Here is a 23,379-nt window from a genome sequence, read left to right as displayed (position 1 = left end):
ATCACCAGTCCCTTACGACCTCCGGCCTGCGAGCTTTGCGAGCTTTCATGCGCTGGGCTCTCATCCGGCTTTCTTCCTCTTCCTGCGCCCTTAAAAGCATTTGCGCTTCCTCTTTGGTAAGCTCCCCCGGGGCGGGTTGTGGCTGCTGCAGTTCGCCCGCTCCCCCAGGCTGTCTCTCTTCGTGACGGGAAGACTTCTTCTGTTGCTTTTGGTCCTGCTGCTTCTGCTGGTCCTTTTGCTGATCCTTCTTCTGCTGGTCTTTTTGCTCCTTCTCCTTTTGCTGGTCCTGCTGCTGTTGATCCTGTTGTTGCTTCTGGTCCTGCTGCTGGTCTTTCTTCTTTTGGTCCTTTTTCTGGTCTTGCTGGTCCTGCTGCTGTTGATCCTGTTGTTGCTTCTGGTCCTGCTGCTGTTGATCCTGTTGTTGCTTCTGGTCCTGCTGCTGGTCTTTTTGCTCCTTATCCTGTTGCTGTTGCTGCTGTTGCTGCTGTTGTTTTTGCAGCTCACGTATTTTCTTCAGCGTAAACTCATAATTATACTTGGCGTCTTCATCCTCCGGCGCGAGCTGTATGGCTTTTTTGTAATATTCTAAGGCTTCCTTATAACTGTTTATAGCCCGCTGGGGGTCAGCCTTCTCCAAGCTTTCACCGGCCCGGAACTTACTGTTACCGGCATTATAAATGCTTTTTTTCTCTATATTCTCATCCTCCTCGCCTGTCGCGAGAGTTCTCATGAAAGCTTTCTTCGCCTCTTGATATTCACCTTTCCGGTAAAGCGCAACTCCCTTATTATAACGGATGACCGGCGCGTTGGGTTCAAGCTGAAGAGCCTTGTCGTATTCCTCCAGGGCCTCGGCATATTTCCCTTCTTCAAAAAGTTCTTCCGCCCTGCGCACGATACCCCTTACCGACGCAGCAGACGCAGCGTCAGATAAAAAGATAAACGCCGCGGATAATATGATCATGATCAGTGCTCTTGTTCTCATAGTCCCAATAAACATATCCTTATTTAACGAACGCCCTGTCTTTTCTCCTGGAATCACCTATGAACGGCTCAATGAAAAGGAGCAGCAGCGCCAGCCCCAGAAAATACTGATATCTTTCATGGTATCGCTTCTCCATCCGGCTTTTAAGCTCCTCTTTTTCCAGTTTCGAGAGCTCCTTCTCATATATAAGATCAAGTCCGAATTCCCCCCCGGTGGCTCTTACATACATACCGTTGGTCTCGATCGCCATTTTCTGGAGAACATCCTCTCTGAGGCTTGTCTTGACAACGTTCCCTTTCTGGTCCTTGAGGAAAACCCTGCGTCCCTCTTTCCCGGTGACGGGTATAAGCTCGCCTTCGATGGCTCCTATCCCTACGGCGAATATCCTCACGCCTTCGTGCTTAGCCATGGCTATTGCCTTGTCTACCCCGCCCTCGAGGTCCTCTCCGTCGGTTATCACTATAAGTATCTTGTTCTTTTTACCTCCGCCTTCGTAACTTTTCATGGCGGTGTATATGGCGTTCGCCAGCGAGGTCCCTCCCACGGGTATGGTATCAACAGTAACGTCATCCAGCGAAAGCAAGAACCCGTTGTAATCCACAGTGAGCGGGCACTGCAAAAAAGCGGTACCCGAGAACACCACAAGCCCTATCCTGTCGCCCTTGAGCTTCCTGACCAGGTCCTTAATGCCCAGCTTGGCCCTTTCAAGCCTGTTGGGCAACACGTCTTCTGCGAGCATGCTCTTTGACGTATCCAGGGCAATGACAATATCAATTCCGCGCCGCTCCACCTCTCTCCACTGAAAACCCCATTGCGGCCTCATCAGGCTCAGAACGATCAGAAAAACGGAAACGACAATGATCGCGCTTGATATATTTCTCCTCCGCCTGTCCGCATCAGAAGCTATCTCTACAAGCAAGGGGCTTTCAGCGAACCTTTCCATGGTCTTTTTCCGCATCTTGGCGGCCAGGAAGTAAAAAACAACAAGTAGCGGCACCAGCCAGAGCAATATGGACATATATGGCAGACCGAACCTCATCTACGGTATCCTCCTCAGCCATGTATTTGACAACAGAACCTCCAGAAGCAGCAGCAAAAGACCGGGAACGAGGAAATATCCGAAAAGTTCATTGTAAATGTGGTATCCCGTCTCTTCCATGGGGGTCTTCTCGAGCTTGTCGATCTCCCCGTATATGTCCTCCAGGGACCTTGTATCCGTAGCCCTGAAGAAAAGCCCGCTGGTGGTATCGGCTATTTCCTTTAAAAGCTTCTCATCTATCTCTATTTCCACGGGCCTCAGGACCGTATTGCCGAACATGTCCTTCACCGGGTAAGGTGCCATGCCTTTAGTGCCGGCTCCTATGGTATAGATCCTCACCCCTAGCGCCTTTGCCGCTTCTGCTGCGACCATCGGCGATACCCTGCCGGCGTTATTCCTCCCGTCGGTCAGGAGGATTATGATCTTTTCCTTAGTCCCTGTATCCTTGATCCTGTTAAGCGCGCCGGCCAGGGCCGAACCTATGGCCGTGCCGTCCTCCATCATGCCGATCTTCACCCTCTCCAGGTTCTTCTCCAGCCAGTCATGATCAAGCGTAAGTGGGCAGACCGTATAGGCGTGCGCGGCAAAAGCTACAAGCCCTATTTTATCGTTCGGCCTTTTCTGGATAAAATCACGCACGACTTTCTTTACCACCTCGAGCCGGTCCACCCTTTCGCCGTCTATCTCAAAATCCATCGCGCGCATACTGCTGGAGACATCCACCGCGAGCACTATATCTATACCCTCGATATGTATCTTGGTCTCTTCGAAGGCCGACTGCGGGCGTGCCAGCGCGACAATTATCAAAACAAGAGAGAGCGCCCGCACATATACGAGAGTTTTACTCATCCTGAGCCTCAAGGACGGTTTGAATCCCTTTACGAGGCCTTTATCGGAAAAACGCACGCTGCTTTCTCTGCGCCTGCCGTACCTCGTGAGCAGGTACACCGCTGGGGGTATCAACAACAAAAGAAGTAGGACCCATGGATTCGCCAGATATATCAAGCCTCCACCTCCTCCTTTTCTACTTCGCGCGTCTGCTCGACCAGCTTTTCTGCAGCCTTAAAACTGTCAATGGTCTCGATGGGGGTCGGTCCGTACTTGGCGAACTTGACCATGTCGCATTTCGAAAGAAAATCCTTAAGCAATTCCTTGTGCTCGTTCTGGATAAGGGGCGAGGTCTTCAGCTCCCGCAAAAATTCCTCTGTCGTCATCTCCGGGGCCCTGTAGCTGAACCTCTTCTCCAGATAACGTCTTACGATATCGGAAAGCCGCGTATAATATTCTTTCACCCTTCCCTTGCCCGCCAGGTCCATCGCCTTCAGGCGGCTGAGCTCTTCGTGAGCTATTTCATAGGCTGTCCTTTCCCTCATTTGAGCTTGCTCTATGTGCTGCCAGCGCCTCTTCCAGAAAAACCACGCGGCAGCGCCGACAAGAACCAGAACAATCAAAAAGAGCAATAGCCCGGGAGAACCCCCCCCCAGAAACGCAAGGCCTTTAAGATCCTTTATGTCGGTATCGTCGCCTGTTAGGAGACTCCTCACATCCATGGGCACCTGAGGGCTTTTCGCTTTCAGCCAATCCCCACCGGAACCTTCACTGCGATACATGACCTCCACGGGCGGTATAACGTGCAGCCCTGTTGTATATATGCCAAGCACGTATTCCCGGCCGACGATCCTTTCCGCTCGGCCTTCCTCGATCGGGCGCGATCTCATAAGAGAGAACTCCCCCAACTCCTGGGGCTTCTCGGGGAAAACGAGTTTATATCCCGAAGCTCCCTCGGCCTTTATCTCCAGCTTGATGGGGTCACCGATATTGACCTTGCTCCTGTCGACCTTGCTGGTTATGTTAAAGACCAGCTCCTCATCGCCACAGGCTTCTCCTGCCATAAGCCCGACGGCCATGGCCGCCAGAACGGCAAAAATGAACATTTTTCTTTTAGTAAGAACCAACTATCTGCCTCCCCTTATTCTTCTCTCTCTCATCCTGAAGAACTTGATCAGCGGTTCCACATAAGAAGAATCCGTGCGTATGTCTATAGAATCCACCCCGGTGGAACGAAAGATCTTCGAGCGCTTTTCGGCCAGCTCGCTCGAGCGCTTTTCGTAAGAGACCCTTAACGCCGGATCGGACGTGTCAACTTCGAAAAGATCGCCCGTCTCGGCGTCGTGCATCTTTATGATCCCGGCCTTGGGAAGCACAAGTTCGGCCGGATCGGTAATGGTAACAGCGATAACATCATGCCTTTTATTGGTTATTGAAAGGGTTTTCTTGAAATCGCCGGCGAAAAAGTCCGAGACAAGGAATGTTATCGAACGCCTGGTCGTCACGCCGTTAAGATACTCAAGCACCTGGTTTATATCGGTGCCCTTGCCCTCGGGCTCGTTATATATAGCTTCGCGCACCACTCTTAACACGTGCCGCACGCCCTTGCGCGGGGGAACGAACTTCTCGACACGGTCTGTAAAGGTTATCATACCCACCTTGTCGTTGTTCTGAATGGCCGAAAAAGCTATCACAGAACACAGTTCCGCAGCGAGTTCGCTTTTTACGCGACCGGCCGTACCGAACCGGCAGGAGTTGGAAACATCCAGCAGTATCATTATGGTCAGTTCTCTCTCCTCCACGAACTTCTTGACATAAGGGTGCCCCATCCTGGCGGTCACGTTCCAGTCTATGGAGCGTATCTCATCGCCCGGCATGTACTGTCGCACTTCCTCGAACTCCATGCCCACGCCCTTGAAGACGCTCTGGTACTGACCCGCGAAGATATCGGTCACCTTTCGCGAGGTGGTTATCTGTATCCTTCTTATCTTGTTTATTACTTCTTTGGGTATCATCTTTGCCTGAGCGATCGTTTACGGTACTTCGACTTCGTCAAAAACCCTCTTTATGATATCTTCCGATGTTTTATCCTGCGCCTCGGCCTCGTAACTGGGTATTACTCTGTGACGCAGAACGTCCGGACCTATCGACTTAACGTCCTGGGGTGTAACGTAACCGCGTCTCTTGACGAATGCGTACGCTTTCGCGGTGAGCGCGAGATTTATGCTGGCCCTGGGAGAGGCCCCGTAATCTATAAGCCCTTCAAGCTCTTCAAGGCCGTAATCCTTGGGGCTGCGCGTTGCGAACACTATGTCAACTATGTACTTTTCGATCTTTTCGTCCATGTATATCTCGTCAATTATCTTTCTCATCTCAACGATCTTCTCGGGGGAGATCACGGGCTTGACTTCCAGCTTCTTATCCGTGACTGCCATTCTCTTGAGTATCTTGTGCTCTTCCTCCTTGTGCGGATATCCGATATTTATCTTGAGCATGAACCTGTCCACCTGAGCTTCCGGAAGCGGATAAGTCCCTTCCTGCTCAATGGGGTTCTGCGTAGCAAGCACCAGGAACGGTTCGTCGAGCTTGAAGGTGTTCTCGCCTATGGTGACCTGCCTCTCCTGCATCGCCTCAAGAAGGGCGCTCTGTACCTTCGCCGGAGCCCTGTTGATTTCATCAGCCAGTATTATGTTAGAGAAAATAGGACCCTTTTTGGTCGTGAAATTACCCTCTTTCGGATTATAGACCAGCGTTCCTATGAGGTCCGCGGGCAAAAGGTCGGGCGTGAACTGAAGCCTCTGGAAACCCGTGTCGATGGCCGCTGAAAGGACCCTGACCGACATGGTCTTGGCCAGACCGGGCACGCCCTCTATCAGAACGTGACCATTCGCCAACAGCCCCACAAGGAGCCTCTCTATAAGATATTCCTGCCCGACAATGACTTTTCTTATCTCGGCAAGAAGGTCCTCTATGAACACACTTTCTTTTTGCACTTTTTCGTTTATGGCGGTGATCCCCTGGGACATTTCGTACCTCCTTGGTTTTAACGTCCGTCTAATTACTTATGTTTTAAGTAATATATAATAACATTCTTTTTTTGTGATGACAACCCGGCTTTAAGGCGAGATAAATCCTTATATGGGGGCAGACTTCAGAGACCGGTTACGGCGAAAAAATCCCTTATCTGCGCGAGGTCATCCGTCCGGCGGCATCTGGGCAGGGCATTTATGAATTCTCTGCCGTAGAACCTGGTTCTGATGCGCGGATCGAGCACCGCGACGACACCCCTGTCGGAATGACCCCTTATAAGGCGTCCGAATCCCTGCTTGAACATTATGATGGCCTGAGGAAGCTGATATTCGGTAAAGGGGTTCTGTCCGTTATCGCGTACGGACTGTATCCTGGCAGCATTTATGGGGTCGCTGGGGACAGTAAAAGGCAGTTTTGTGATGATCACGCATTCCAGAGAGCTTCCCGGTACGTCCACCCCCTGCCAGAAGGTCGTGGTCCCTAGTAGTATTGAATCGGGGTTCTTCTTGAAAACGTCAAGCAGTACATACCGGGGAAGGTCCCCCTGTTTGAGGATGTTCATCTGGCTTCTTCGATCTGCTAGTTCTCCGGCCGTCCAGAAGAGCATATCATAGCTGGTAAAAAGGGCGAATATCCTGCCCCCCATTATATCGTAGATATCGATGATGTTACCGAGCGCCTGTTCCCTGTAAGAAGCAAAATCACTGTTGGGGTCCGCTATTTCCCGGGGCATGTACATGAGCACTTTATTGGCGTAATCAAAAGGAGAGTCCAGAGCCAGTTCAAGGGGGTCATCCAGCCCGAGCCTGGTCTCTATGAAGCTGAAGTCAGCCCTGCCGGATGAAGAGCAGACCAGTGTAGCCGAGGTCAGGACTACCGGAGAGATCCTCTCAAAAAGAAGCTCTCTCATCTGGCCGCTTATGTCTATGGGAGCAGCGTGAAAAGAATAATTCGTGGACCTTTTACGGGTTTTCACTTCTATCCAGTAAACGTAATCATCGTTCTGGTGGGCGAAGATGAAGTCCAGCGCCTCGGCGTACCTGTCGCACTTTTCCGCGTAAGCGTGGGCCTGCTCCCTTTCCTCGGGTTCTGCCAGATCACGGCTCAATACCATCAGTGAAAACGATAGCGCGACCAGCGGCCTTGTGATATCTTCGTGAAAGAAATCCTCCCTGTTGAAACCGATAACTCTTTCATCACGGCCAAAGATCTTCTCCGCCTCGTCGAAGAACCTGCCATAAGAGGCGTTGAATTCCTTGAGGCGCGTATTCACCTCGCTGATCTCATCGCGCACCCTCTCTTCAGCGCCTTTTTCCGCGACGAGAGAAGACGATGCCAGCCGGGATATCTCCCCGGCCAGGTTCTTAAGCCCGAAATTGCTGACGTCCCTGCCGAAATGGCCTGTTGCAACATCCTCCAGCGTATGGGCCTCATCAAGAACAAGTCCATGGAATTCGGGCAATACCCTGGCCTCGGACATCATATCCGTGAATAAAAGCGAATGATTCGTCACCAGGACATGGGCCTGCTGCTGCCTGGACCTTGCCATGCGATAAAAACATCTCTCGCTGTAGGAACACTTCTTCCCCAGGCACATATCGGCTTCCCTGGAGAATTTCTGCCAGATCGCTCTGTCGGGAACAAAATCCATGTCGGTCATAAGTCCCGTTTCGGTGCGAGTGAGCCAGTTCGATATCTTTTCCATCTGGGCCTTTTTGCTTTTGGAATCAAAGAGCTTACGCTGACCGTTACGCTGAGCTTTCTTAAGGCAGGCGTAATTCTCCGAGCCCATGCATATCTCATATGAGAAATCAACGCCAAGAACACGCTTGAGGAAAGGCAGGTCTTTAACGTACAGCTGGTTCTGAAGGGCCTTCGTGTAGGTGGATACAACAACTTTCCTTTTCTCCCTCGCGGCCCACATGATGAAGGGCACAAGATACGCCAGGCTCTTGCCCACACCTGTACCGGCCTCGACTATTAGGTTGCGATCACCTTCTATAGCCTCTTCAACTGCCTGCACCATCTCCAGCTGCTGGGGGCGTATTTCATACCCTTCAAGCTCCCTGGCCATGGGACCGTCTTTTTCGAAAAATTCCCTTGATACGGACATTTGTGGATATGCCTGATATGGCGGTTATAAAATCAAGGGTTCCCCGCTTATTGGGCAGGGAACCCTCTGTTGCTAAATCACTTTTCGCTTATCTTTACCCGTCTGGATCTTATTCTTCTTCAGAAGTATCGAACTTGGCTACAATAAGCGCCAGAAGCAAACAGGTATTGGCTACAATGAAGAAATTCGTGACCTCTTTTATCTGAGGCTCCAGGAGATTAAGCCCGGAAAGCTTGAAAATGACCCCGAAAAGAATAAGTACAAGCCCCAGGAGCACGAGGACTCCCACTCCTAAACTCATTTTCATTATCTTCCTCCTTGATTGGTATCTACAGGTCTAGACCCCTGTGCGCCATCTAGTAAGAAGTATACTTATAAGAGAACACAAGTCAAATAACAACAAGGATTTAATACACCTGTCTGTTCGGAAGTCCTTCCCAGAATTTCAATAGGGCAACACACTCATCCCTCATAAAGGAGGGCTCGATCTCAACTTTGGAAGCGCCCTCTTCTTTCATCCAGCAGGCCGATATGGTCATTTCATTGAATCCGAGCTTCTTGACGTCCTCTATGCGGGTGCCGTAAACGACCCGGTCGATCCTGGCCCAGTGTATGGCGGAAAAACACATCGGACAGGGTTCGGTGGTCACGTATATGCTGCATCCTGAGAGATCATAGCTTCCCAGCTCCTCTGACGCCATGGATATGGCTCTGATCTCGGCGTGACGGGTGGGATCGTTATCCCTTAGCACCGAATTATGCGCCGATGAAATAATCTTATCGTCTTTTACAATAACAGCCCCGAAGGGGCCGCCGTGACCCTCTGAAGCGCCTTTACGGGCCTGTTTAATAGCAAGTTCCATGAATTCAGATTTCATCAGAGTAGACCTTCATAAGCTCTTTAAGGTTCTTGTCTATCTTGTCAAGACGCCATTCAAGGGAGGAAAGTATCCAGAACTGGAAATGGTTCAACCTGATATGGCTCTCTAAGAAATATATCAGTTTTATCGAAAGAAGCAGTATCCCCACCTCTATCATAAAGAACCTGACACGTCCTCCCCATATAATGGACATGGCGAATACCGCCAGCACCATCACTATGAAAACCGCGTTGATGAGGCGGCCCTTCTTTGTGGGCGCGCCGCCGATCTTGCCGATTATCCGGCGGATATTCTCCCTTTCCTGCTCGAAGTTCCGGATCTCCGACTCAAGTTCCCTCTCCTTCTCCCTGAAATCAGTTTTCATCTGCATGAAAACCCCCGTAAAGTTATTAGCTTAAGACCATGATCAGCTTTATTACACCGAATGCTATAAGATAGGCACCGACAAGATAGCTGGCTATCTTTGGCGCGGCCAGGATCAATACCCCAAAGACTATGGACAGGATATATATAAGGTGATTCAGCGACACGTTACCTCCTTTTGCTATAAAAGATGACTTAGGTCCTATTCCTTTTTCTGCTCTTCCATTACGGCTCCGACAGTTGCCGCGGTACCCGCTCCGGCAAGGAACCAGGCAACCGCGCATCCCGCCGAAAAAAGCACGTACACGGCTAATACTACCAGGATCAACAACCTTTTGAACTTCACTCGGCCCACTCTCCTTCTTTAAAGCTTCCTAACTTAATCAGATCCCTCTATATCATATGGCGTGATTATACCATACTTGCGGCTCAGGTGGTTTATCTGCCGCCTGAGAAGCTCAGGATCTCCCGCTCCCATGGTGTTACGGCTTATGAGATAATAGATCTTTCGGAACGCCCATTCGCGGGCTATATCGGCTCCTCCTCTTTCAGCCTCCAGAAGAGAACTTTTGAATATGAACTCTTTCGTGTCCCCGTTCATCTGGCCGAGGATCTGTACGGAGAATACGTCCTCGTCCTCGAACCTCCCGTAAAGCGTAAAAGGTTTTCCCTTGTAAAAGTCCGAAAGGTACTTGGGATAAACCTCCTCAACGCTAACACCTTTAAGCCTGTATCTGACATTGAGGAGTATGGGATCCTTTATCTGGCGGTAAAGTTCGATGAACTCATCCTCCATGTCATGCGTTCTGTCGGCAAAACGGCTCCAAGCCCTGTTCTGGTAGGATATGAAATCCAAAAGATACCGGTTCACCCTCATCCCGCCGCCGAAACAGAATATGGGCCTCTGCATCTTGTTCTGCCTGGTTATCTGCTGTATGATCCTGCGGGAATCGGTAACCCCGGTCGTCGGCCTCCCGTCGGTAATGAGGACTATGTAGGAGGGACGGAAGCGTACCGGTTCGTTGATGATCCCCAGAAGGGCGTTCTCCACATCGGTCTGGCCGACCGCTTCAAGGCCTCCTATGAAATCCTCGGCCTTCTCGAGAGTTCTCTTCCGGGGGCTGACGGATTCTTCCATGAACCTGATGAGACTGCCTCTGAAGGCAACCAGGTTGAACCTGTCTGCCTGATTAAGGTGCCTGATCGAATATAAAAGGCCCTCCTTCACGTAAGAGAGTTTTTCCCCGGTTATACTCTTTGACGAGTCAACAAGAAAGATCACTTCTTTCGGGATGACCCCGAGATTATTCTCTTTTCTCGTTTTGATGACTATCTTGAAGAACTTTTCCCCGGTAGCCGGGTCTTCATAGACCTTGACCTCAACATCGAGGAACCTTCCTATATCCTCGTATTCCCCCACACGAGCCGGACCGGTGACATCGGCTTTATCAGGCTGAAAGACGCCTCCGGCGGAAGGCTCCCATTCCTTTCCGGTTGAGGGCAGTTCAACAGGGCTTCTAGAAACACCGTAAGATCCTTCATCCCGGACGGACGGAGACTCACGGGCGGGATATTCCACCAGGCTCTCCGTTGAAAGCCTCTCAGCAAGAGACCTTTTCCGGGGAGCTGCCTGCTGCCTTTCTTCTTTTGTGTCAATATCGAGCCTCGCACCGTTATCGAACTTCTCCGGCTCGGGAACTATGTCCTCTTTTATCTGCTCGGTCATCTCTTTTTTCTTTTTATCCAGCGAGAGGTCATCATCCAGCTTCCTCTCAAGCATCATCCTCCTGAGCGCGGGACTCTTCATCTGCGAGACCTCTTGGGTCATTTTTATCGAAGGCGGCGCGGGTTCAGCGCCTTCAAAAAGGTCCACCTCCGCGGGCTCCTCCTCTACCCCCTTTAAACGGAATATCTGCCTTGTCTCGTCCATGACACCCGTCATCCCGGACATGATGACATGAGGCGAAGTAGCGAAGAAAACCGCGTGTGCGGTAACGGATATAAATAGGGCCAGTATGGTCTTCTTACCTCGATCCATTTTTCACCCGACCTATCATTTCTTTGGCTTCCCCGGCAATAGGTGTTCCTGGATATCTCTGGATAAGTTCCTGGTAGGCTTCAGCGGACTTTTCCGGCATACCGGCCTTTTCAAAAGCTTCACCGGCGCGGAAAAGCGCTTTCGAGCAAAGTTCCCTGTCGTCGTATAGGATCGCGACCATCATGTACTGCTTTGCCGCCTCCTTGAAATCCATCACTTTGAATTTGACGTTGCCTATCTCGTATCTTGCCAGAGCGCCCGTCAGGTTGTCTTCCCGTGAGGCAAGGGCTTCTGTGAGCATTTCAACGGCTTTATCATATTCACCGGCGGCGGAATACGCTTTGCCCAGTCCAAGATAGGACCTTTCCCTGTAGGGTGAGGGAGCGCCTTTCTCTATCGCCCCGAGGAACCGCTCGCGGGCCTTATCCCATTCTCCCAGGCCCGCGTAATTCTCCGCGTACATGTACAGGATCTCGCCTTCGCTCTTCATGTCCGGATACCGCCGGGTAAGTATATCCAGGACTTCAAGGGATATCTTGCTTTCATCCCGGCCCATGTAGTATTCGGCTACCCATTTATATACCCCCTCGGGCAGGACAAGTTCCTTCTCCCGGGAGATCAGCGCGTAATACTTCTCGGCTGCTTTATCGAACTGTCCCATCTGGAAATATGAATACGCCATGGATTCAACGGCCTCGTGATAGAATCCACTTTCCGTATCGGCCTCAAGACGCGAATAGGCCTTGAGGGCACGGTCAAAGTCCTGCTGTTCCTGATATGCCCGTCCCATCCAGTATATCGCCGCGTCAGCGGCCTCAGAATCCGGGAATTCACTGATGAACTTCTGGTAAATGTTCAAGGCCTTGGCGGTATCCCCCTTTTCCAGATAAACCCTGCCGAGCTGGAATAAAACGTTCTCTTTCAGAGGATTTTCGCTGTAGGTGGACAAAAACTTCATGTAATCCGTTTCGGCTTGGGAATATCTTTGCATATCAAGGTTCTCCTGCGCCGCTTTCAGTAAAACCGCCGGGGACCTGCTGTCGTCCGGATACTGCTCAACGAACATCCGGTAATTGCGCACCGCTTCTGCCGGCTCTCCGGAAGAGGCGTAGGCCCATCCCATTTCGTACAATGCCTCCCTGTGATAAACCGACTCGGGAAAATCACTTGCTATTTCCTCATAAGTCTCTATGGCTTGTGAAGTGTACCCGGCGCCTATGAGCGCTTCCCCCTTGACGTAAAGAGCCTCATCCGTGTTCTCGCGCGTCCTGGACATATAATCGGCTACCGCTTCGACACACTCGTCATACCTGCCTATCCTGTAAAGGACCCAGGAACGGTTCAGCATGGATTTTAACGCGAATTCCGAGCCGGGATAGCTTCTTATGGTTTCATCATATACCGTCTCCGCCCGGTCATATTCATCGGCGAAGAAGAGCGCGTTGCCCTTAAGAAAGAGTATCTGCGCCTTTGACTCATCCTGCTTCAGTTTCGGGAGGGCATCCTCGGCAGCCTGTACGGCGGCGGTATAGTCGCCGCTCTTATACAGCGTGGATACAAGTCCCGTGGCCGCTTCGTCGAAAGAATCGGAAACCCCGGGCTTGCTGGTCACCTTGGAGTACTGGCTTTTCGCCTTATCGAATAGACCCGCTTTGTAATAAGCGTTGCCGGCGCGAAAGGAAGACTTTGCTGCGATCTCTGCTTCTTTCGTCTCGCCCGCGGCTTTTTCGTAATATCTTGCCGCTTTTTCATGCGCTCCCTTTTCCGAATATATATCACCGAGGTTTATATAGGCGAAAGCGGTATATTTTCCACCGGCGGGACTTGCGATGACCTCTTCAAGAAGAGCCTCGGAAGAAGCATGCTCGCCCTGCTTGAAATGGATACCCGCCAGGTAGTACTTAGCCGAGGTCTTCAGGTTCTCATCCAGCCCTCCGGAAAGTATCTGCTTGAGTATCCGCTTCGCCGCGGCCAGGTCGCCCTTCCGGTAATGGACCTGTGCTTTTCTAAGGGTGGCTTTACCGGCCATTTCTCCATCGGGATAGTTATCAAGGAACAGACTGAACCGGTTTATCGCTTCATCGTACTTTTCGTCCATGAAATAACACTCGGCTATCCTGAAACTTGCCAGTTCCGCGTATTCGCTCCGGGGATATTGCTTCAGAAAATCCTTGTATCCCTCGATCGCCATCTCATACATACCCCGTGAAAAAAGACCGTTCGCGAAATCGAATTCCTCCAATTCCGCGTCGATGCGCTTATCCTGTGGCTCCACCGTCGATGGGAGCATAACGAAAATAAGCGCGAGTATGAAAAGAGTTCTGAATTTGTTCATGATACGCACCGTCTCAAGAAAGAATCATTCTTGCTTTTCTTTCATCGTGGCAAAAGAAACGTTCCAGATATCGGCCCCGGCGCAGAGGTCAAGCACCCTGATCACGTTCTTATGATAAGTCTGCTTGTCCGCCCTTATGATGACCGGCTGCCCCCTGTAGAGTTCCGAAACTCGCCTGAGCATGCGGTCCAGCTCATCATAACTCATCTGTCTCTGGTTAACGACAACGGAGCCGTCCTTGCGGATATTGATTATGATCTCCCCCGGCGTGCGCCGTATATCAGTGGACTCTTTTGCCGTGGGAACCGTTATGTTTATCTCTGTCTCCAGCTGATAGAATATCGACGCCGCCATGAAAAATATGAGAAGCAGGAAGATTATGTCTATAAGAGGCGCGATCTGTATGGTCGGCCTCTCCGACAAAGTCTGTCTCTGGTCAGAAAAATCCATTCATCCCCCGGTTACTTTTCGGTTATCAGGTGAAAAAGCTCGGTCGAGAGATCCTCGAGCCTTGCCGAGTAATTCTGCACCTTCCCCTTGAAAAAGGAATAGAATATCATTGCCGGAATGGCTATTATAAGTCCGGTCGCGGTCGTGACCATTGCTTTGGATATACCGCTGGCAAGAAGGATCGGCTTTACCGCACCTGTCTGGAAAGCGATAACGTTAAAAGCCTGTATCATGCCCAGCACGGTCCCTAGAAGCCCCACCATCGGCGATATGGCCGCAACATCAGCGAGATAGCTCAGCTTCTGGCGCAGGTCATCTATCCTGCGTCTGCCTTCGTCCTGTATCGCCTCTTTGATGACAATCTTGTCGCGTCCTATGCGCGCCAGTCCGGCCGAAAGAACACCGGCCAGGAGATTGTCGCTTCCCTGGCACTTTTTACGGGCTTCTTCGTACCGGCCGCCTTCCACGAGAGGTATTACCTCTTCCTGGAAACCCTCCGGAAAAAGCACGTTCTGCTTCATCGTAAGAAAATAATAAACTATAAGCCCCAACGCCGCGATGGAAAGAAGGGCCAGGACGACCATGACCTCTCCTCCGGCGACGATTATCTGCCAGAGGGTCATTCCCTTCTCGGCAGCTTCAGCACTCGGGATATATTTTTCGACGTCTTCTGCTGAAAACCCGAAAGAAGAAACAACAATAACACCGGTAAGGACCATCAGAAAATAGGTAGAGAGCTTTTTGAAGCGGGACATATAAGCCTCCTGATTAAATACAGAAAAAAATGCGGTAAGTTTTCTTATTATAGTAATAATAATAAAAGAAACGGTCACTCGGTAAGATTATAACCCCAAAAAAGGTCCCGTGTAAAGGAAAAGCTTTCTAAATATAGGTGAGGTGCTTATTGAGATAAGCAAGAAGACGCTGTTTGTCGGAAGAACTGACCCTGAACAGGCGCACCCCCGTGCGGTATAGGCCGTCCTGATCGGCCTGCTTGGAGACCCAGGCGACCACTGCTGTGACGAACATCGGGATATCGTCCTCGGGCACGCATATTTCAAGTTTGATGGTCTGACCGAGCGACAGCCTTTTTTTTAGAGAAAGGCCCGCTCCCGTATATGAAATATCACTGACGCAGACTTTTTCACTGTCGTGAACACACTCAAGTCCAACACTTTCCTCAAGGAGAACGTTGTACCTGACATAATTTCGCTGTTCTTTCATCTGACCGTGCTTCCTTTTTTTAATTTTAACCCGATAATATTGTAACACAATCGTCAAAACTGTCAAGAATATAATTTATTGGAAAAGCATAATGCTTCCCGCATCGTAAAGCGGTTCACTTTCTATATCGCGGTATTCTGCAGAATGCCCGCGGAGGAACTCTTTCATCCTCTCTGAATCAGGATGGGTTTCTATACTTCCGAGAAAAAAGATCTTCTCTCCGGCCACACCGGCAGCACCTCCCAGGAAACCGGCCTTCTCACCGGGAAGAACGACCGCCCCAGCTGTGACAAGAAGCACCGCAAAACCCTCTCTGCCCGCAGCTTCGGCAATACCCCTGTCAGCCGTTATCAGGGCGTTGCCGCTTACGGGGATAACGGAGCACCTCGCGTATCCCTGTTTAACGTCCACACATCTGAGGCCTTCCCGCTTCAGCATTTGCTTAATGACCGGATCGGTATACCTGGAGTTACAGAAGACGGCATCCCCTACCCTTACTGCGTTATACGGGGCCGTATAAGGATATTTTTCCCCGGGATCTTCCGCCCCTTTTATAAGACGCACTCCGGCCCTTCTCAGGATCTTAAGATATCCATCCGGCACCGATGGAGAATGCACTAGACTATCCCTGTCCAGCTGGAAAAAATAAATATCAGGATGAGCGCGAATGGATTCATATCCACTTGAGGGAACGCCCTCGAAAGCCAGGAACGAAGCACCTCCTATTTTTTGAGAAAGCGCTCTGGTATATTTTTCGGGAAGTCTTTTATCGTGAACGATCAGCATCTCTGCAAACAAGTTCCTTTGCTCTGCGCCTTGCCATCTGCCCGAAGGATGGATGAAATGGTCCGGCAAGATATTCCTCGCCCGATATAAGCCCCGGGGAAGGATGCAGCCCGCAGCGAATGACCTTTACCCCGCTTGATTCAAAAAACGAGATCAGAAGCGCCGCTCTTTCTGCGGCTTCTTCAAGCCCGAGAGCGGTATATTCACCACTTTTCCACATCTTCTCCAGTTCTGTGCCCTTTATCACCAAAAGCGGGTATATCCTGACCTGAGAGGCACCGAGCTGTTTTATGCGTTCGGCGGTATAGAGCTCTTTCTCCCTACTGCTTCCGGGAAGCCCCACCATCATCTGGTGTCCGAGCATAAGACCGTGCCTGAGGACCAGTCGAGAGGCTCTCTCTGTATCCAGGGGGGTATGTCCCCGGCGGGACAATGAAAGAACTCCCTCGCACATCGACTGTACGCCAAGCTCCACGCAGGTAACACCCTTGTCCTTGAGGAAGACCACCGTCTCCTCGTCCACCATATCGGGTCGCGTCGAAAGCCTTATGCCGTGTATACGGTCTTTTTTAAGATATGGCCCGAGCGGGGAAAGATATTCCGTCTGCATTCTCCGCGATAGCCCGGTAAAACTCCCGCCGAAAAATCCGGCTTCAATATGAACACCCGAAATCGGCATGGTGTGAAGATATTTTTCCATCTTTTCGGAGATCTCACCGGGAGCGGGCATCTTTTCGCCGGTTATCCTGTTCTGGTCACAGAAAACGCATTTATTGGGGCAGCCCCTGAACGGTATAAAAAAAGGTATAACGTAATACTTTTTCATGTTTTCACGAAATCCAGTATATCAAGGCCCAGCTCCTTGAACATCTCCTTAAGCTTGATCATAGGCAGGCCCAGGATATTGTAAAAGGATCCTTTTATGTTATCAAAAATCAGAGAACCAATACCCTCGATGGTAAAGCCGCCCGCCTTGTCATAAGGCCCTAGCAGCCTGAAATATCTCTCCACCTGCTCCCCGGACAGCGGCACTACCTCAAGAGAGCTCTTTTCGAAGCCCTTGGCTTTCTTGCCGGTATCAGTGTCTATAACGCAGAGACCCGTATAAACTTCAACCTCGGTACCGGAGAACTTGCTAAGCATCCGGCGCGCGGCGTTCTCATCCTGCGGTTTTCCCAGGACTTCCTCACCGTGCACGACAAGAGTATCAGCGCCTATCACCACTGCCTTCTCGGCCTCGCGCGAGACCTTTTCCGTTTTTCTTGCGGCATTAGTAAGGACCGTATCCGATACGTTCTTTCCCTTGCCGGTCTTTTCTTCAATATCACTTATAACGATAATGTGTTCGATCCCGCAGGAATCGAGAATATCGGACCTTCTTTTTGAAGCCGAAGCCAGTATTACCTTTTTCATTTATCCCCCAATTTAAGGTATTTGCCGTTATCGAGACGAAGCCTCTCCACCAAACGCATGAATCCGTCCAGGGTGCCGGCTTTCTGGTATTCTTTCATGATATCGTCAAGGTTCTTGTATCCTTTGAGATACCAGCTGACATGCTTGTACATCCTCGAATGGACCCTGCCGGGCTCAAGATATTCGGTACATAACCGGTAGTGTTCTATCATCACCCTTTTCATCTGGTCGAAACCGGGCGGGCGCGGGATCACACCCCCGGTCAAAGAACCGTTGATCTCTCTGAATATCCACGGGCGGCCAAGCGCGCCCCTTGCCACGAAAACCCCGTCGCAACCAGTCTGGGAGAGAACCTTTCCCGCGCTTTCGGCGTTAAAAATGTTACCGCTGGCGAAAACGGGAATATCCAGGGCGCTCTTTATCTGGCGGCTAACTTCGTGATCGGCCTTTCCCTTGTACATCTGCTCCCTGGTACGGACATGAACACAGATAGCTTTTGCGCCCGCAGAAGAAGCCGCATCCGCCACCTCAAGATAATTTCTGGTATTTTCATCCCACCCGCTGCGTATTTTAACGGTAACCGGCACGTCGACCTCGCTGACCACCCTCTTCACTATGCTGTGGATCTTCTCAGGAGACTTAAGAAGCGCAGCGCCCTTACCGGCTTTGATGACTTTCCTGGCAGGACAACCCGCGTTGATGTCGATCATCCTGTAACCCTTCCTCTGCAAGAGATTGGAGACGTAAGCGAACTTATCCTCGTTTTGCCCGACGAGCTGCACTCCCAGAGGTGCATCTGCGGGGACCCTTTCGATGAGTTTAAAGGTCTTCCTGTTGTTGTATATTATGCCGTTAACGTCTATCATCTCCGTGAAACAGAACGCGCAGCCGAAAGACCTTGCCAGCATACGAAAAGGCACGTCCGTTATGCCGGCCATGGGCGCCAAAACGGCTTTAGCCTCTATCATCTGCCTTATCGGCGAATTATCTGTACGGGTAATTGTATCCATCTATATCTCACTCCAAACCCAGCATTCTTCTATACTCACGGGTTATCCTGTTTTTGATCTTCTCGTCTATTCTCTTTGAACTCCCCCGTTCCTTGCGGGATACGCTGCGCTTCTTCTTCACAAGGTTTTCTACCGGAAGGATCCTGGCCCCGTAGCCCCGGGACATGTTCCTCACGTAATTATCGTTCGAGGCGACGATCACCCTGCCATCGGCGGAATATTCCTTAACGGTCCGTATGATCTTATCGTCACCTTCACCCGTACGGGAGAAGACCTGTGAAATGTCACCCGCCCCGTAAAGCCTTTCATTATGACGATATTTATCCTGCCCGTCAAATACAACACAGAAATCCGTGATATACCCGCTGGATCGGACATACTCTTTGGTTATCGTTATGATATCACTCCGGGCCGAAAGCAGATCCTTCCCAAGATGCCTTCTCGTTTTGGCAATAGCGTTTATAGCGTTATATCCGTCGACTACGAGTGTCGTTCTCATGGTGGTAATATCATATCATAACGCAGGGAAAACCCGCAAGTGGAGGGAGCTTAAGCTTATCTTTTCTTCTTCCTGACTATTTTTATATGCATTTTCTTGACTATCCGGCCGAAAGCCTCGTCGACTATCTCCTGTCTCAGACAGTAATAAACGTTCTTACCGTCCTTGCGGGTGTCAACAAGATCGCAGTTCTTGAGAATATGCAGGTGGTGGGAGACGGTGGGCTGGGTAATATTGAACTCGGAACAGATATCGGTAACGTTCATCTCCTCCTCCGCCAACAGTCCAACTATATCCTGCCGCGTCTTATCGGCTAGCGCCTTGAATATTTTTACAATATCATGATCGTCCATTTTACTTTATCCTTATGGTTACTATCAGGTCCCCTTTATGCTTACAGCAGGGACAGACCTCGCCCTGGCCCCTGAGCCTGAGTTTCTGCCCTTCTTTGGTTTGCGGGGGGATCTTCAGTGTAATATTCCGCCCCGTGGCAAGCCTGAACTTAGCTTCCCCGCCCTTATCGGCAAGCTTCTTAGGTATGGGAAGAACGGCGCTGGAATCGGTATTGACCTCAGCCGGGGTCTGCGCCTGGTCTGCCCGGAGGCCGCCACCGGTCGAATAATAATAAGTGCGCGTCCTGCCTCCTCTGGGACCAGCCGCTTCAGAGAAAATATCACCGAAAATATCACCAAAGCCCGAACTCGATGAAAAACTGCCTCCTCTTGAGAACTGCCGGAAGAATTCGGAGGGATCGAAACCCTGGGATGATGAAAAATCCCCCGTGAAACCACCCATTTTCCGGAGGTTATCGTATTCCTTCCGGCGCTTTTCGTCACCGAGAGTATAATAAGCTTCAGATATTTTCTTGAATTTCTCCTCGGCTTTCTTGTCCCCGGGATTCTTGTCCGGATGGTATTTAAGCGCCAGCTTGCGGTATGCTTTCTTGATCTTGTCCTGGCTGGCGTCCTCTTTCACTCCGAGTACGGAATAATAGTCTTCATTAGCCATTCATATCACCTCTTATCCTGTATTTTTGAAAACGAAGCTCTTTTCCTTGCTGTCATAATCAACCGTCACCTTATCACCATCGGAGATCCGGCCTTTAAGCAGTTCCATCGCGAGTTTATCCTGGATCTCTTTCTGTATCAGCCGTTTCAGGGGCCGGGCCCCGTAATCCGGATCATACCCGAGAGAGGCCAGTTCTTTTTGCGCTGGACCAGTGACCACCAGCTCTATGTTCTTAGCCTCAAGCCGCTTTTTAACCTCACCGAGTTCAAGTTCAACTATCTTGAGAACATCCTCTTCGCTCAGGCGATTGAAGATAACTGTCTCGTCAAGCCTGTTCAGGAACTCCGGTCGGAAATTCTTCTTAAGCTCTTCGGTGACCTTTCTGCGGATATCCTCCTTACCGCTGGTCTTGTCCACAAAATACTGACTACCTATGTTGGAGGTCATGATCAATATGGTGTTCTTGAAATCCACCACATGCCCCTGCCCGTCGGTCAGCCGCCCGTCGTCCATTATCTGAAGAAGTATGTTAAAAACGTCATGATGAGCTTTTTCTATTTCATCGAGCAGTACTACGCTGTAGGGCCTCCTGCGTATCCTCTCGGTGAGCTGCCCTCCTTCTTCGTACCCCACGTAACCGGGAGGCGCCCCGATCAGCCTGGAAACCGCGTGTTTTTCCATATACTCGGACATATCGATCCTGACCATGGCTTCGGGATCGTTGAAAAGGAACCACGCCAGGGTGCGGGCCATGTGCGTCTTGCCTACTCCCGTCGGCCCCAGGAAAAGCAGCGACCCCATGGGCCTGTTTGGATCACCCAGCCCGCTCCTGGAGCGCCTGACGGTATTAGCTATCTTTTCCACGGCCTCGTCCTGCCCGACGATACGGGTCTTAAGAACGTCCTCCATGTGAACGAGCTTCTCCATTTCAGACTCCATCAGCTTGCTCACGGGTATACCAGTCCACTGCGAGACTATCTTGGCGATATCCTCGTCGTTGACCTCCTCTTTGAGCATGACCCTGTCCTTCTGTATCTCGGCGAGCGTTTTCGTTCTCTCGTCAAGCTCTTTCTGCAGCTTGACAAGCGAACCGTATCTTATCTCCGAAACTTTGGCAAGATTACCTTCCCTCTCAGCATTCGTCTCTTCTATTTTTTCCCGGTCGATCTTCTCTTTTATGTCCCTTATCCTGCCGATCGCGGCTTTCTCCTTCTCCCAGTGGTCCTTCATCTTCTCAAGTTCGCTGCGCAGCTCTTTGAGCTCCTCTTCCACGGCTTTTATCTTGCTTTTGCCAGCCTCGGTCTTGTCCTCTTTTTTCAGCGCCTGGCGCTCTATCTCAAGACGCATGATCCTGCGCTGCACCTGGTCGATCTCGGTCGGAACGCTGTCTATCTCGATACGCAGCTTGGAAGCGGCCTCGTCTATGAGATCTATCGCCTTGTCCGGGAGGAATCGGTTTGAAATGTACCTGTCAGACATCATCGCTGCGGCTATTATCGCCGAATCTGATATCATCACCCCGTGGTGGACCTCGTATTTCTCCTTGAGACCTCGAAGGATGGCTATCGTATTTTCCACAGACGGCTCCCCTATGAAGATCTGCTGGAACCTTCTTTCAAGAGCTTTGTCCTTTTCCACGTATTTGCGGTATTCATCAAGCGTTGTCGCACCTATACAGCGAAGTTCACCTCTGGCAAGAGCCGGCTTTAACATGTTGGAGGCGTCCACCGCGCCTTCGGCGCCCCCCGCGCCCACGAGGGTGTGTAGTTCGTCTATGAAAAGTATTATCTCCCCTTCCCTTTCCTTTATCTCCTTAAGAACAGCTTTCAGCCTGTCCTCGAATTCACCCCGGTATTTAGCCCCGGCGATAAGTGATCCCAAGTCCAGGGCTATCACCCTTTTGTTCTTGAGCCTGTTCGGCACATCCCCTGATGCTATCCGCTGCGCAAGCCCTTCGACAACGGCCGTCTTACCTGTACCGGGATCCCCTATAAGAACGGGATTATTCTTGGTCCTGCGCGAAAGAACGTGTATAAGCCGGCGTATCTCCTCGTCCCGGCCTATGACCGGGTCAAGCTTGCCCATCTGGGCCAGTTCCACCAGGTCCCGGCCGTATTTTTCGAGCGGCTGGAACTTACCCTCGGGGTTCTCGTCGGTAACCCTCTGTCCGCCCCTGAGCTCCTTTAAAGCGCCGAGGATATTACTCTTTGTTACCTTTTCACCTGTTAAGATGTCAGATGAAACGGTGCCTTTTTCTTCGGACATGGCCAGAAGCAGATGTTCAACGCTGATAAAATCGTCCTTGAGCTTCTTGGCTTCGGATTCGGCAACGGACAGCACGCTGTTCAACCGATTGGAAAGATAGGGCTGGGCGCCTCCACCGCTAACCTTCGACCTCTTGGCGAGCTCTTCACCGAGTATCTGCCGGATCCGGTGGGGATCGGCTCCTATCTTTTTTATTATCACTGAACAGCTCCCGGCTTCATCTTCCAGAAGGGCGTAAAGCAGGTGCTCCACGTCAACTTCCTGGTGGCCGCGTTCAACGGCCTCGTTGACAGCGTTGCGTAAAGCCTCCTGTGTTTTAACGGTGAATCTATCGGACCTCATATATTTTCAACCTCCTTAATTTAGCGTAAAGAAGCTCTTCTTAAATCAAATAGATATATTTATATCTATCTATATATTAAACAAAAAAGATGGAAAAGTCAAGGCTTTTCCATCTTTCTCCGAACTGGGGTTTATCTTATCTTCGCTTTTTTCCCGAAGACCTTTATCATTATCATATGGGCAAGGCGCTTCTCGATAAGCGGTTTGCTTGCCTCTTCGGGCATATCCCCCTCTGTAACGGTGGCTTTGAGCTCTCTCTCCCAGACCACGTCGCCCCGTATGCGCAGGTCCCTAAGGGCTTTTTTGACATCCCTGCTGGCATTGGGCCCCTTTTGTATTACAACATCCGCCTGCATCCTGGCGTAGTCCTCGTCAAGAAGCATATCGGCGACCGTCGCGGGCGTCCCTATCCCCTTGTCGGAATCTAAAGGGTCATGATCTAGCCATATGCGCTCCTCAACATCGACCATGATGATGAAATCGGCCTTACTCCTGCTGTCGACGATCTTAAAGTCAAGCGACAGTCTCGTGTCGAATTCACTCTCTATGGCTTTTTTGGTATCCTCTAGCATCCCTTTCATCTGACCTCCGGAGGAATCCTTGACATCGGCTACGTAGATCCTGATGTCCCGAACGCCCTCCAGCTCGGTATAAAGATTTTTTATTACCGTACGTGACTGGCCGACGGACGTCAGTGCCAGCGATAACGCCGTTATCACCGCAAACACAACTAAGATCTTCTTCATGCCCACACCTTCCCTTCAGTTAATAAT

At 50.8% G+C, this 23,379-nt stretch carries 26 protein-coding genes; all 26 read right to left on the bottom strand.

Annotated features, from left to right (window positions below):
- Position 1: 1 nt before the first annotated feature.
- Positions 2–997 (bottom strand): tetratricopeptide repeat protein, encoded by a 996-nt coding sequence (locus GF409_04610; protein MBD3426491.1) that lies wholly within the window; start codon positions 995–997, stop codon positions 2–4.
- 4 nt (positions 998–1,001) lie between these two features.
- Positions 1,002–2,021, bottom strand: coding sequence for a VWA domain-containing protein (locus tag GF409_04605; protein MBD3426490.1), 1,020 nt, complete (start codon positions 2,019–2,021; stop codon positions 1,002–1,004).
- Positions 2,022–3,023 (bottom strand): VWA domain-containing protein, encoded by a 1,002-nt coding sequence (locus GF409_04600; protein ID MBD3426489.1) that lies wholly within the window; start codon positions 3,021–3,023, stop codon positions 2,022–2,024. It abuts the gene before it with no gap.
- Positions 3,023–3,976, bottom strand: a complete 954-nt coding sequence (locus GF409_04595; protein ID MBD3426488.1) for a hypothetical protein — start codon at positions 3,974–3,976, stop codon at positions 3,023–3,025. The genes GF409_04600 and GF409_04595 overlap by 1 nt, the downstream gene beginning before the upstream one ends.
- Positions 3,977–4,864, bottom strand: a complete 888-nt coding sequence (locus tag GF409_04590; GenBank protein MBD3426487.1) for a DUF58 domain-containing protein — start codon at positions 4,862–4,864, stop codon at positions 3,977–3,979.
- 18 nt (positions 4,865–4,882) lie between these two features.
- Positions 4,883–5,875: an AAA domain-containing protein gene (locus tag GF409_04585; GenBank protein ID MBD3426486.1), complete on the bottom strand. Its 993-nt coding sequence runs from the start codon at positions 5,873–5,875 to the stop codon at positions 4,883–4,885.
- A 125-nt stretch (positions 5,876–6,000) separates the two neighbouring features.
- A complete protein-coding gene (locus GF409_04580) occupies positions 6,001–7,992 on the bottom strand; it encodes a DEAD/DEAH box helicase (GenBank protein MBD3426485.1) in 1,992 nt (663 codons plus the stop codon).
- A 109-nt stretch (positions 7,993–8,101) separates the two neighbouring features.
- Positions 8,102–8,299 carry a hypothetical protein gene (locus GF409_04575; protein MBD3426484.1) on the bottom strand — a complete coding sequence of 66 codons (198 nt, stop codon included), beginning with the start codon at positions 8,297–8,299 and terminating at the stop codon, positions 8,102–8,104.
- A 100-nt stretch (positions 8,300–8,399) separates the two neighbouring features.
- A complete protein-coding gene (locus tag GF409_04570; GenBank protein ID MBD3426483.1) occupies positions 8,400–8,855 on the bottom strand; it encodes a nucleoside deaminase in 456 nt (151 codons plus the stop codon).
- Between the two features lie 4 nt (positions 8,856–8,859).
- Positions 8,860–9,243: a hypothetical protein gene (locus GF409_04565; protein MBD3426482.1), complete on the bottom strand. Its 384-nt coding sequence runs from the start codon at positions 9,241–9,243 to the stop codon at positions 8,860–8,862.
- Positions 9,244–9,262: 19 nt separating this feature from the next.
- The gene (locus tag GF409_04560) at positions 9,263–9,403 is read right to left on the bottom strand and encodes a DUF3096 domain-containing protein (GenBank protein ID MBD3426481.1); all 141 of its coding nucleotides are present in this window, start codon (positions 9,401–9,403) and stop codon (positions 9,263–9,265) included.
- 35 nt (positions 9,404–9,438) lie between these two features.
- On the bottom strand, positions 9,439–9,582 hold the full coding sequence (locus tag GF409_04555) for a hypothetical protein (protein MBD3426480.1): 144 nt from the start codon (positions 9,580–9,582) through the stop codon (positions 9,439–9,441).
- A gap of 33 nt (positions 9,583–9,615) precedes the next feature.
- Complete coding sequence (locus GF409_04550) at positions 9,616–11,274, bottom strand: VWA domain-containing protein (protein ID MBD3426479.1); 1,659 nt, start codon at positions 11,272–11,274, stop codon at positions 9,616–9,618.
- Complete coding sequence (locus tag GF409_04545; protein ID MBD3426478.1) at positions 11,261–13,609, bottom strand: tetratricopeptide repeat protein; 2,349 nt, start codon at positions 13,607–13,609, stop codon at positions 11,261–11,263. Before GF409_04545 ends, GF409_04550 begins: the two co-directional genes overlap by 14 nt.
- 24 nt (positions 13,610–13,633) lie before the next feature.
- Positions 13,634–14,059, bottom strand: coding sequence for a biopolymer transporter ExbD (locus tag GF409_04540; protein ID MBD3426477.1), 426 nt, complete (start codon positions 14,057–14,059; stop codon positions 13,634–13,636).
- Positions 14,060–14,070: 11 nt separating this feature from the next.
- On the bottom strand, positions 14,071–14,814 hold the full coding sequence (locus tag GF409_04535) for a MotA/TolQ/ExbB proton channel family protein (protein ID MBD3426476.1): 744 nt from the start codon (positions 14,812–14,814) through the stop codon (positions 14,071–14,073).
- A gap of 127 nt (positions 14,815–14,941) precedes the next feature.
- Complete coding sequence (locus GF409_04530) at positions 14,942–15,283, bottom strand: hypothetical protein (protein MBD3426475.1); 342 nt, start codon at positions 15,281–15,283, stop codon at positions 14,942–14,944.
- A gap of 75 nt (positions 15,284–15,358) precedes the next feature.
- Positions 15,359–16,069, bottom strand: a complete 711-nt coding sequence (locus tag GF409_04525) for a hypothetical protein (GenBank protein MBD3426474.1) — start codon at positions 16,067–16,069, stop codon at positions 15,359–15,361.
- The gene (locus tag GF409_04520) at positions 16,050–16,895 is read right to left on the bottom strand and encodes a radical SAM protein (protein MBD3426473.1); all 846 of its coding nucleotides are present in this window, start codon (positions 16,893–16,895) and stop codon (positions 16,050–16,052) included. The genes GF409_04525 and GF409_04520 overlap by 20 nt, the downstream gene beginning before the upstream one ends.
- Positions 16,892–17,482, bottom strand: coding sequence for a septum formation protein Maf (gene maf / locus GF409_04515; GenBank protein ID MBD3426472.1), 591 nt, complete (start codon positions 17,480–17,482; stop codon positions 16,892–16,894). The genes GF409_04520 and maf overlap by 4 nt, the downstream gene beginning before the upstream one ends.
- Positions 17,479–18,492, bottom strand: coding sequence for a tRNA dihydrouridine synthase DusB (gene dusB / locus GF409_04510; protein MBD3426471.1), 1,014 nt, complete (start codon positions 18,490–18,492; stop codon positions 17,479–17,481). The genes maf and dusB overlap by 4 nt, the downstream gene beginning before the upstream one ends.
- Before the next feature lie 7 nt (positions 18,493–18,499).
- Complete coding sequence (locus GF409_04505) at positions 18,500–18,991, bottom strand: hypothetical protein (GenBank protein ID MBD3426470.1); 492 nt, start codon at positions 18,989–18,991, stop codon at positions 18,500–18,502.
- Between the two features lie 56 nt (positions 18,992–19,047).
- Complete coding sequence (locus tag GF409_04500; GenBank protein MBD3426469.1) at positions 19,048–19,329, bottom strand: metalloregulator ArsR/SmtB family transcription factor; 282 nt, start codon at positions 19,327–19,329, stop codon at positions 19,048–19,050.
- A gap of 16 nt (positions 19,330–19,345) precedes the next feature.
- Positions 19,346–19,999, bottom strand: coding sequence for a DnaJ domain-containing protein (locus tag GF409_04495; protein MBD3426468.1), 654 nt, complete (start codon positions 19,997–19,999; stop codon positions 19,346–19,348).
- Between the two features lie 12 nt (positions 20,000–20,011).
- Entirely contained in the window at positions 20,012–22,606 is a 2,595-nt protein-coding gene (clpB, locus tag GF409_04490) for an ATP-dependent chaperone ClpB (protein ID MBD3426467.1), read from the bottom strand.
- Positions 22,607–22,737: 131 nt separating this feature from the next.
- On the bottom strand, positions 22,738–23,352 hold the full coding sequence (locus tag GF409_04485; GenBank protein ID MBD3426466.1) for a hypothetical protein: 615 nt from the start codon (positions 23,350–23,352) through the stop codon (positions 22,738–22,740).
- Positions 23,353–23,379: the final 27 nt, after the last annotated feature.

This window comes from Candidatus Omnitrophota bacterium, from assembly GCA_014728045.1.
Classification (GTDB): domain Bacteria; phylum Omnitrophota; class Gorgyraeia; order Tantalellales; family Tantalellaceae; genus WJMH01.
The sequence above is the reverse complement of the archived record's forward strand: the minus strand, read 5'-3'. Positions and strand labels throughout refer to the sequence as shown.

Coding starts and splice junctions, on each gene's coding strand:
- GF409_04610 (MBD3426491.1), bottom strand. CDS start 997: ATGTTTATTGGGACTATGAGAACAAGAGCACTGATCATGATCATATTA.
- GF409_04605 (MBD3426490.1), bottom strand. CDS start 2,021: ATGAGGTTCGGTCTGCCATATATGTCCATATTGCTCTGGCTGGTGCCG.
- GF409_04590 (MBD3426487.1), bottom strand. CDS start 4,864: ATGATACCCAAAGAAGTAATAAACAAGATAAGAAGGATACAGATAACC.
- GF409_04585 (MBD3426486.1), bottom strand. CDS start 5,875: ATGTCCCAGGGGATCACCGCCATAAACGAAAAAGTGCAAAAAGAAAGT.
- GF409_04580 (MBD3426485.1), bottom strand. CDS start 7,992: ATGTCCGTATCAAGGGAATTTTTCGAAAAAGACGGTCCCATGGCCAGG.
- GF409_04575 (MBD3426484.1), bottom strand. CDS start 8,299: ATGAAAATGAGTTTAGGAGTGGGAGTCCTCGTGCTCCTGGGGCTTGTA.
- GF409_04570 (MBD3426483.1), bottom strand. CDS start 8,855: ATGGAACTTGCTATTAAACAGGCCCGTAAAGGCGCTTCAGAGGGTCAC.
- GF409_04565 (MBD3426482.1), bottom strand. CDS start 9,243: ATGCAGATGAAAACTGATTTCAGGGAGAAGGAGAGGGAACTTGAGTCG.
- GF409_04550 (MBD3426479.1), bottom strand. CDS start 11,274: ATGGATCGAGGTAAGAAGACCATACTGGCCCTATTTATATCCGTTACC.
- GF409_04545 (MBD3426478.1), bottom strand. CDS start 13,609: ATGAACAAATTCAGAACTCTTTTCATACTCGCGCTTATTTTCGTTATG.
- GF409_04540 (MBD3426477.1), bottom strand. CDS start 14,059: ATGGATTTTTCTGACCAGAGACAGACTTTGTCGGAGAGGCCGACCATA.
- GF409_04535 (MBD3426476.1), bottom strand. CDS start 14,814: ATGTCCCGCTTCAAAAAGCTCTCTACCTATTTTCTGATGGTCCTTACC.
- GF409_04530 (MBD3426475.1), bottom strand. CDS start 15,283: ATGAAAGAACAGCGAAATTATGTCAGGTACAACGTTCTCCTTGAGGAA.
- GF409_04525 (MBD3426474.1), bottom strand. CDS start 16,069: ATGCTGATCGTTCACGATAAAAGACTTCCCGAAAAATATACCAGAGCG.
- GF409_04520 (MBD3426473.1), bottom strand. CDS start 16,895: ATGAAAAAGTATTACGTTATACCTTTTTTTATACCGTTCAGGGGCTGC.
- maf (MBD3426472.1), bottom strand. CDS start 17,482: ATGAAAAAGGTAATACTGGCTTCGGCTTCAAAAAGAAGGTCCGATATT.
- dusB (MBD3426471.1), bottom strand. CDS start 18,492: ATGGATACAATTACCCGTACAGATAATTCGCCGATAAGGCAGATGATA.
- GF409_04505 (MBD3426470.1), bottom strand. CDS start 18,991: ATGAGAACGACACTCGTAGTCGACGGATATAACGCTATAAACGCTATT.
- GF409_04495 (MBD3426468.1), bottom strand. CDS start 19,999: ATGGCTAATGAAGACTATTATTCCGTACTCGGAGTGAAAGAGGACGCC.
- clpB (MBD3426467.1), bottom strand. CDS start 22,606: ATGAGGTCCGATAGATTCACCGTTAAAACACAGGAGGCTTTACGCAAC.
- GF409_04485 (MBD3426466.1), bottom strand. CDS start 23,352: ATGAAGAAGATCTTAGTTGTGTTTGCGGTGATAACGGCGTTATCGCTG.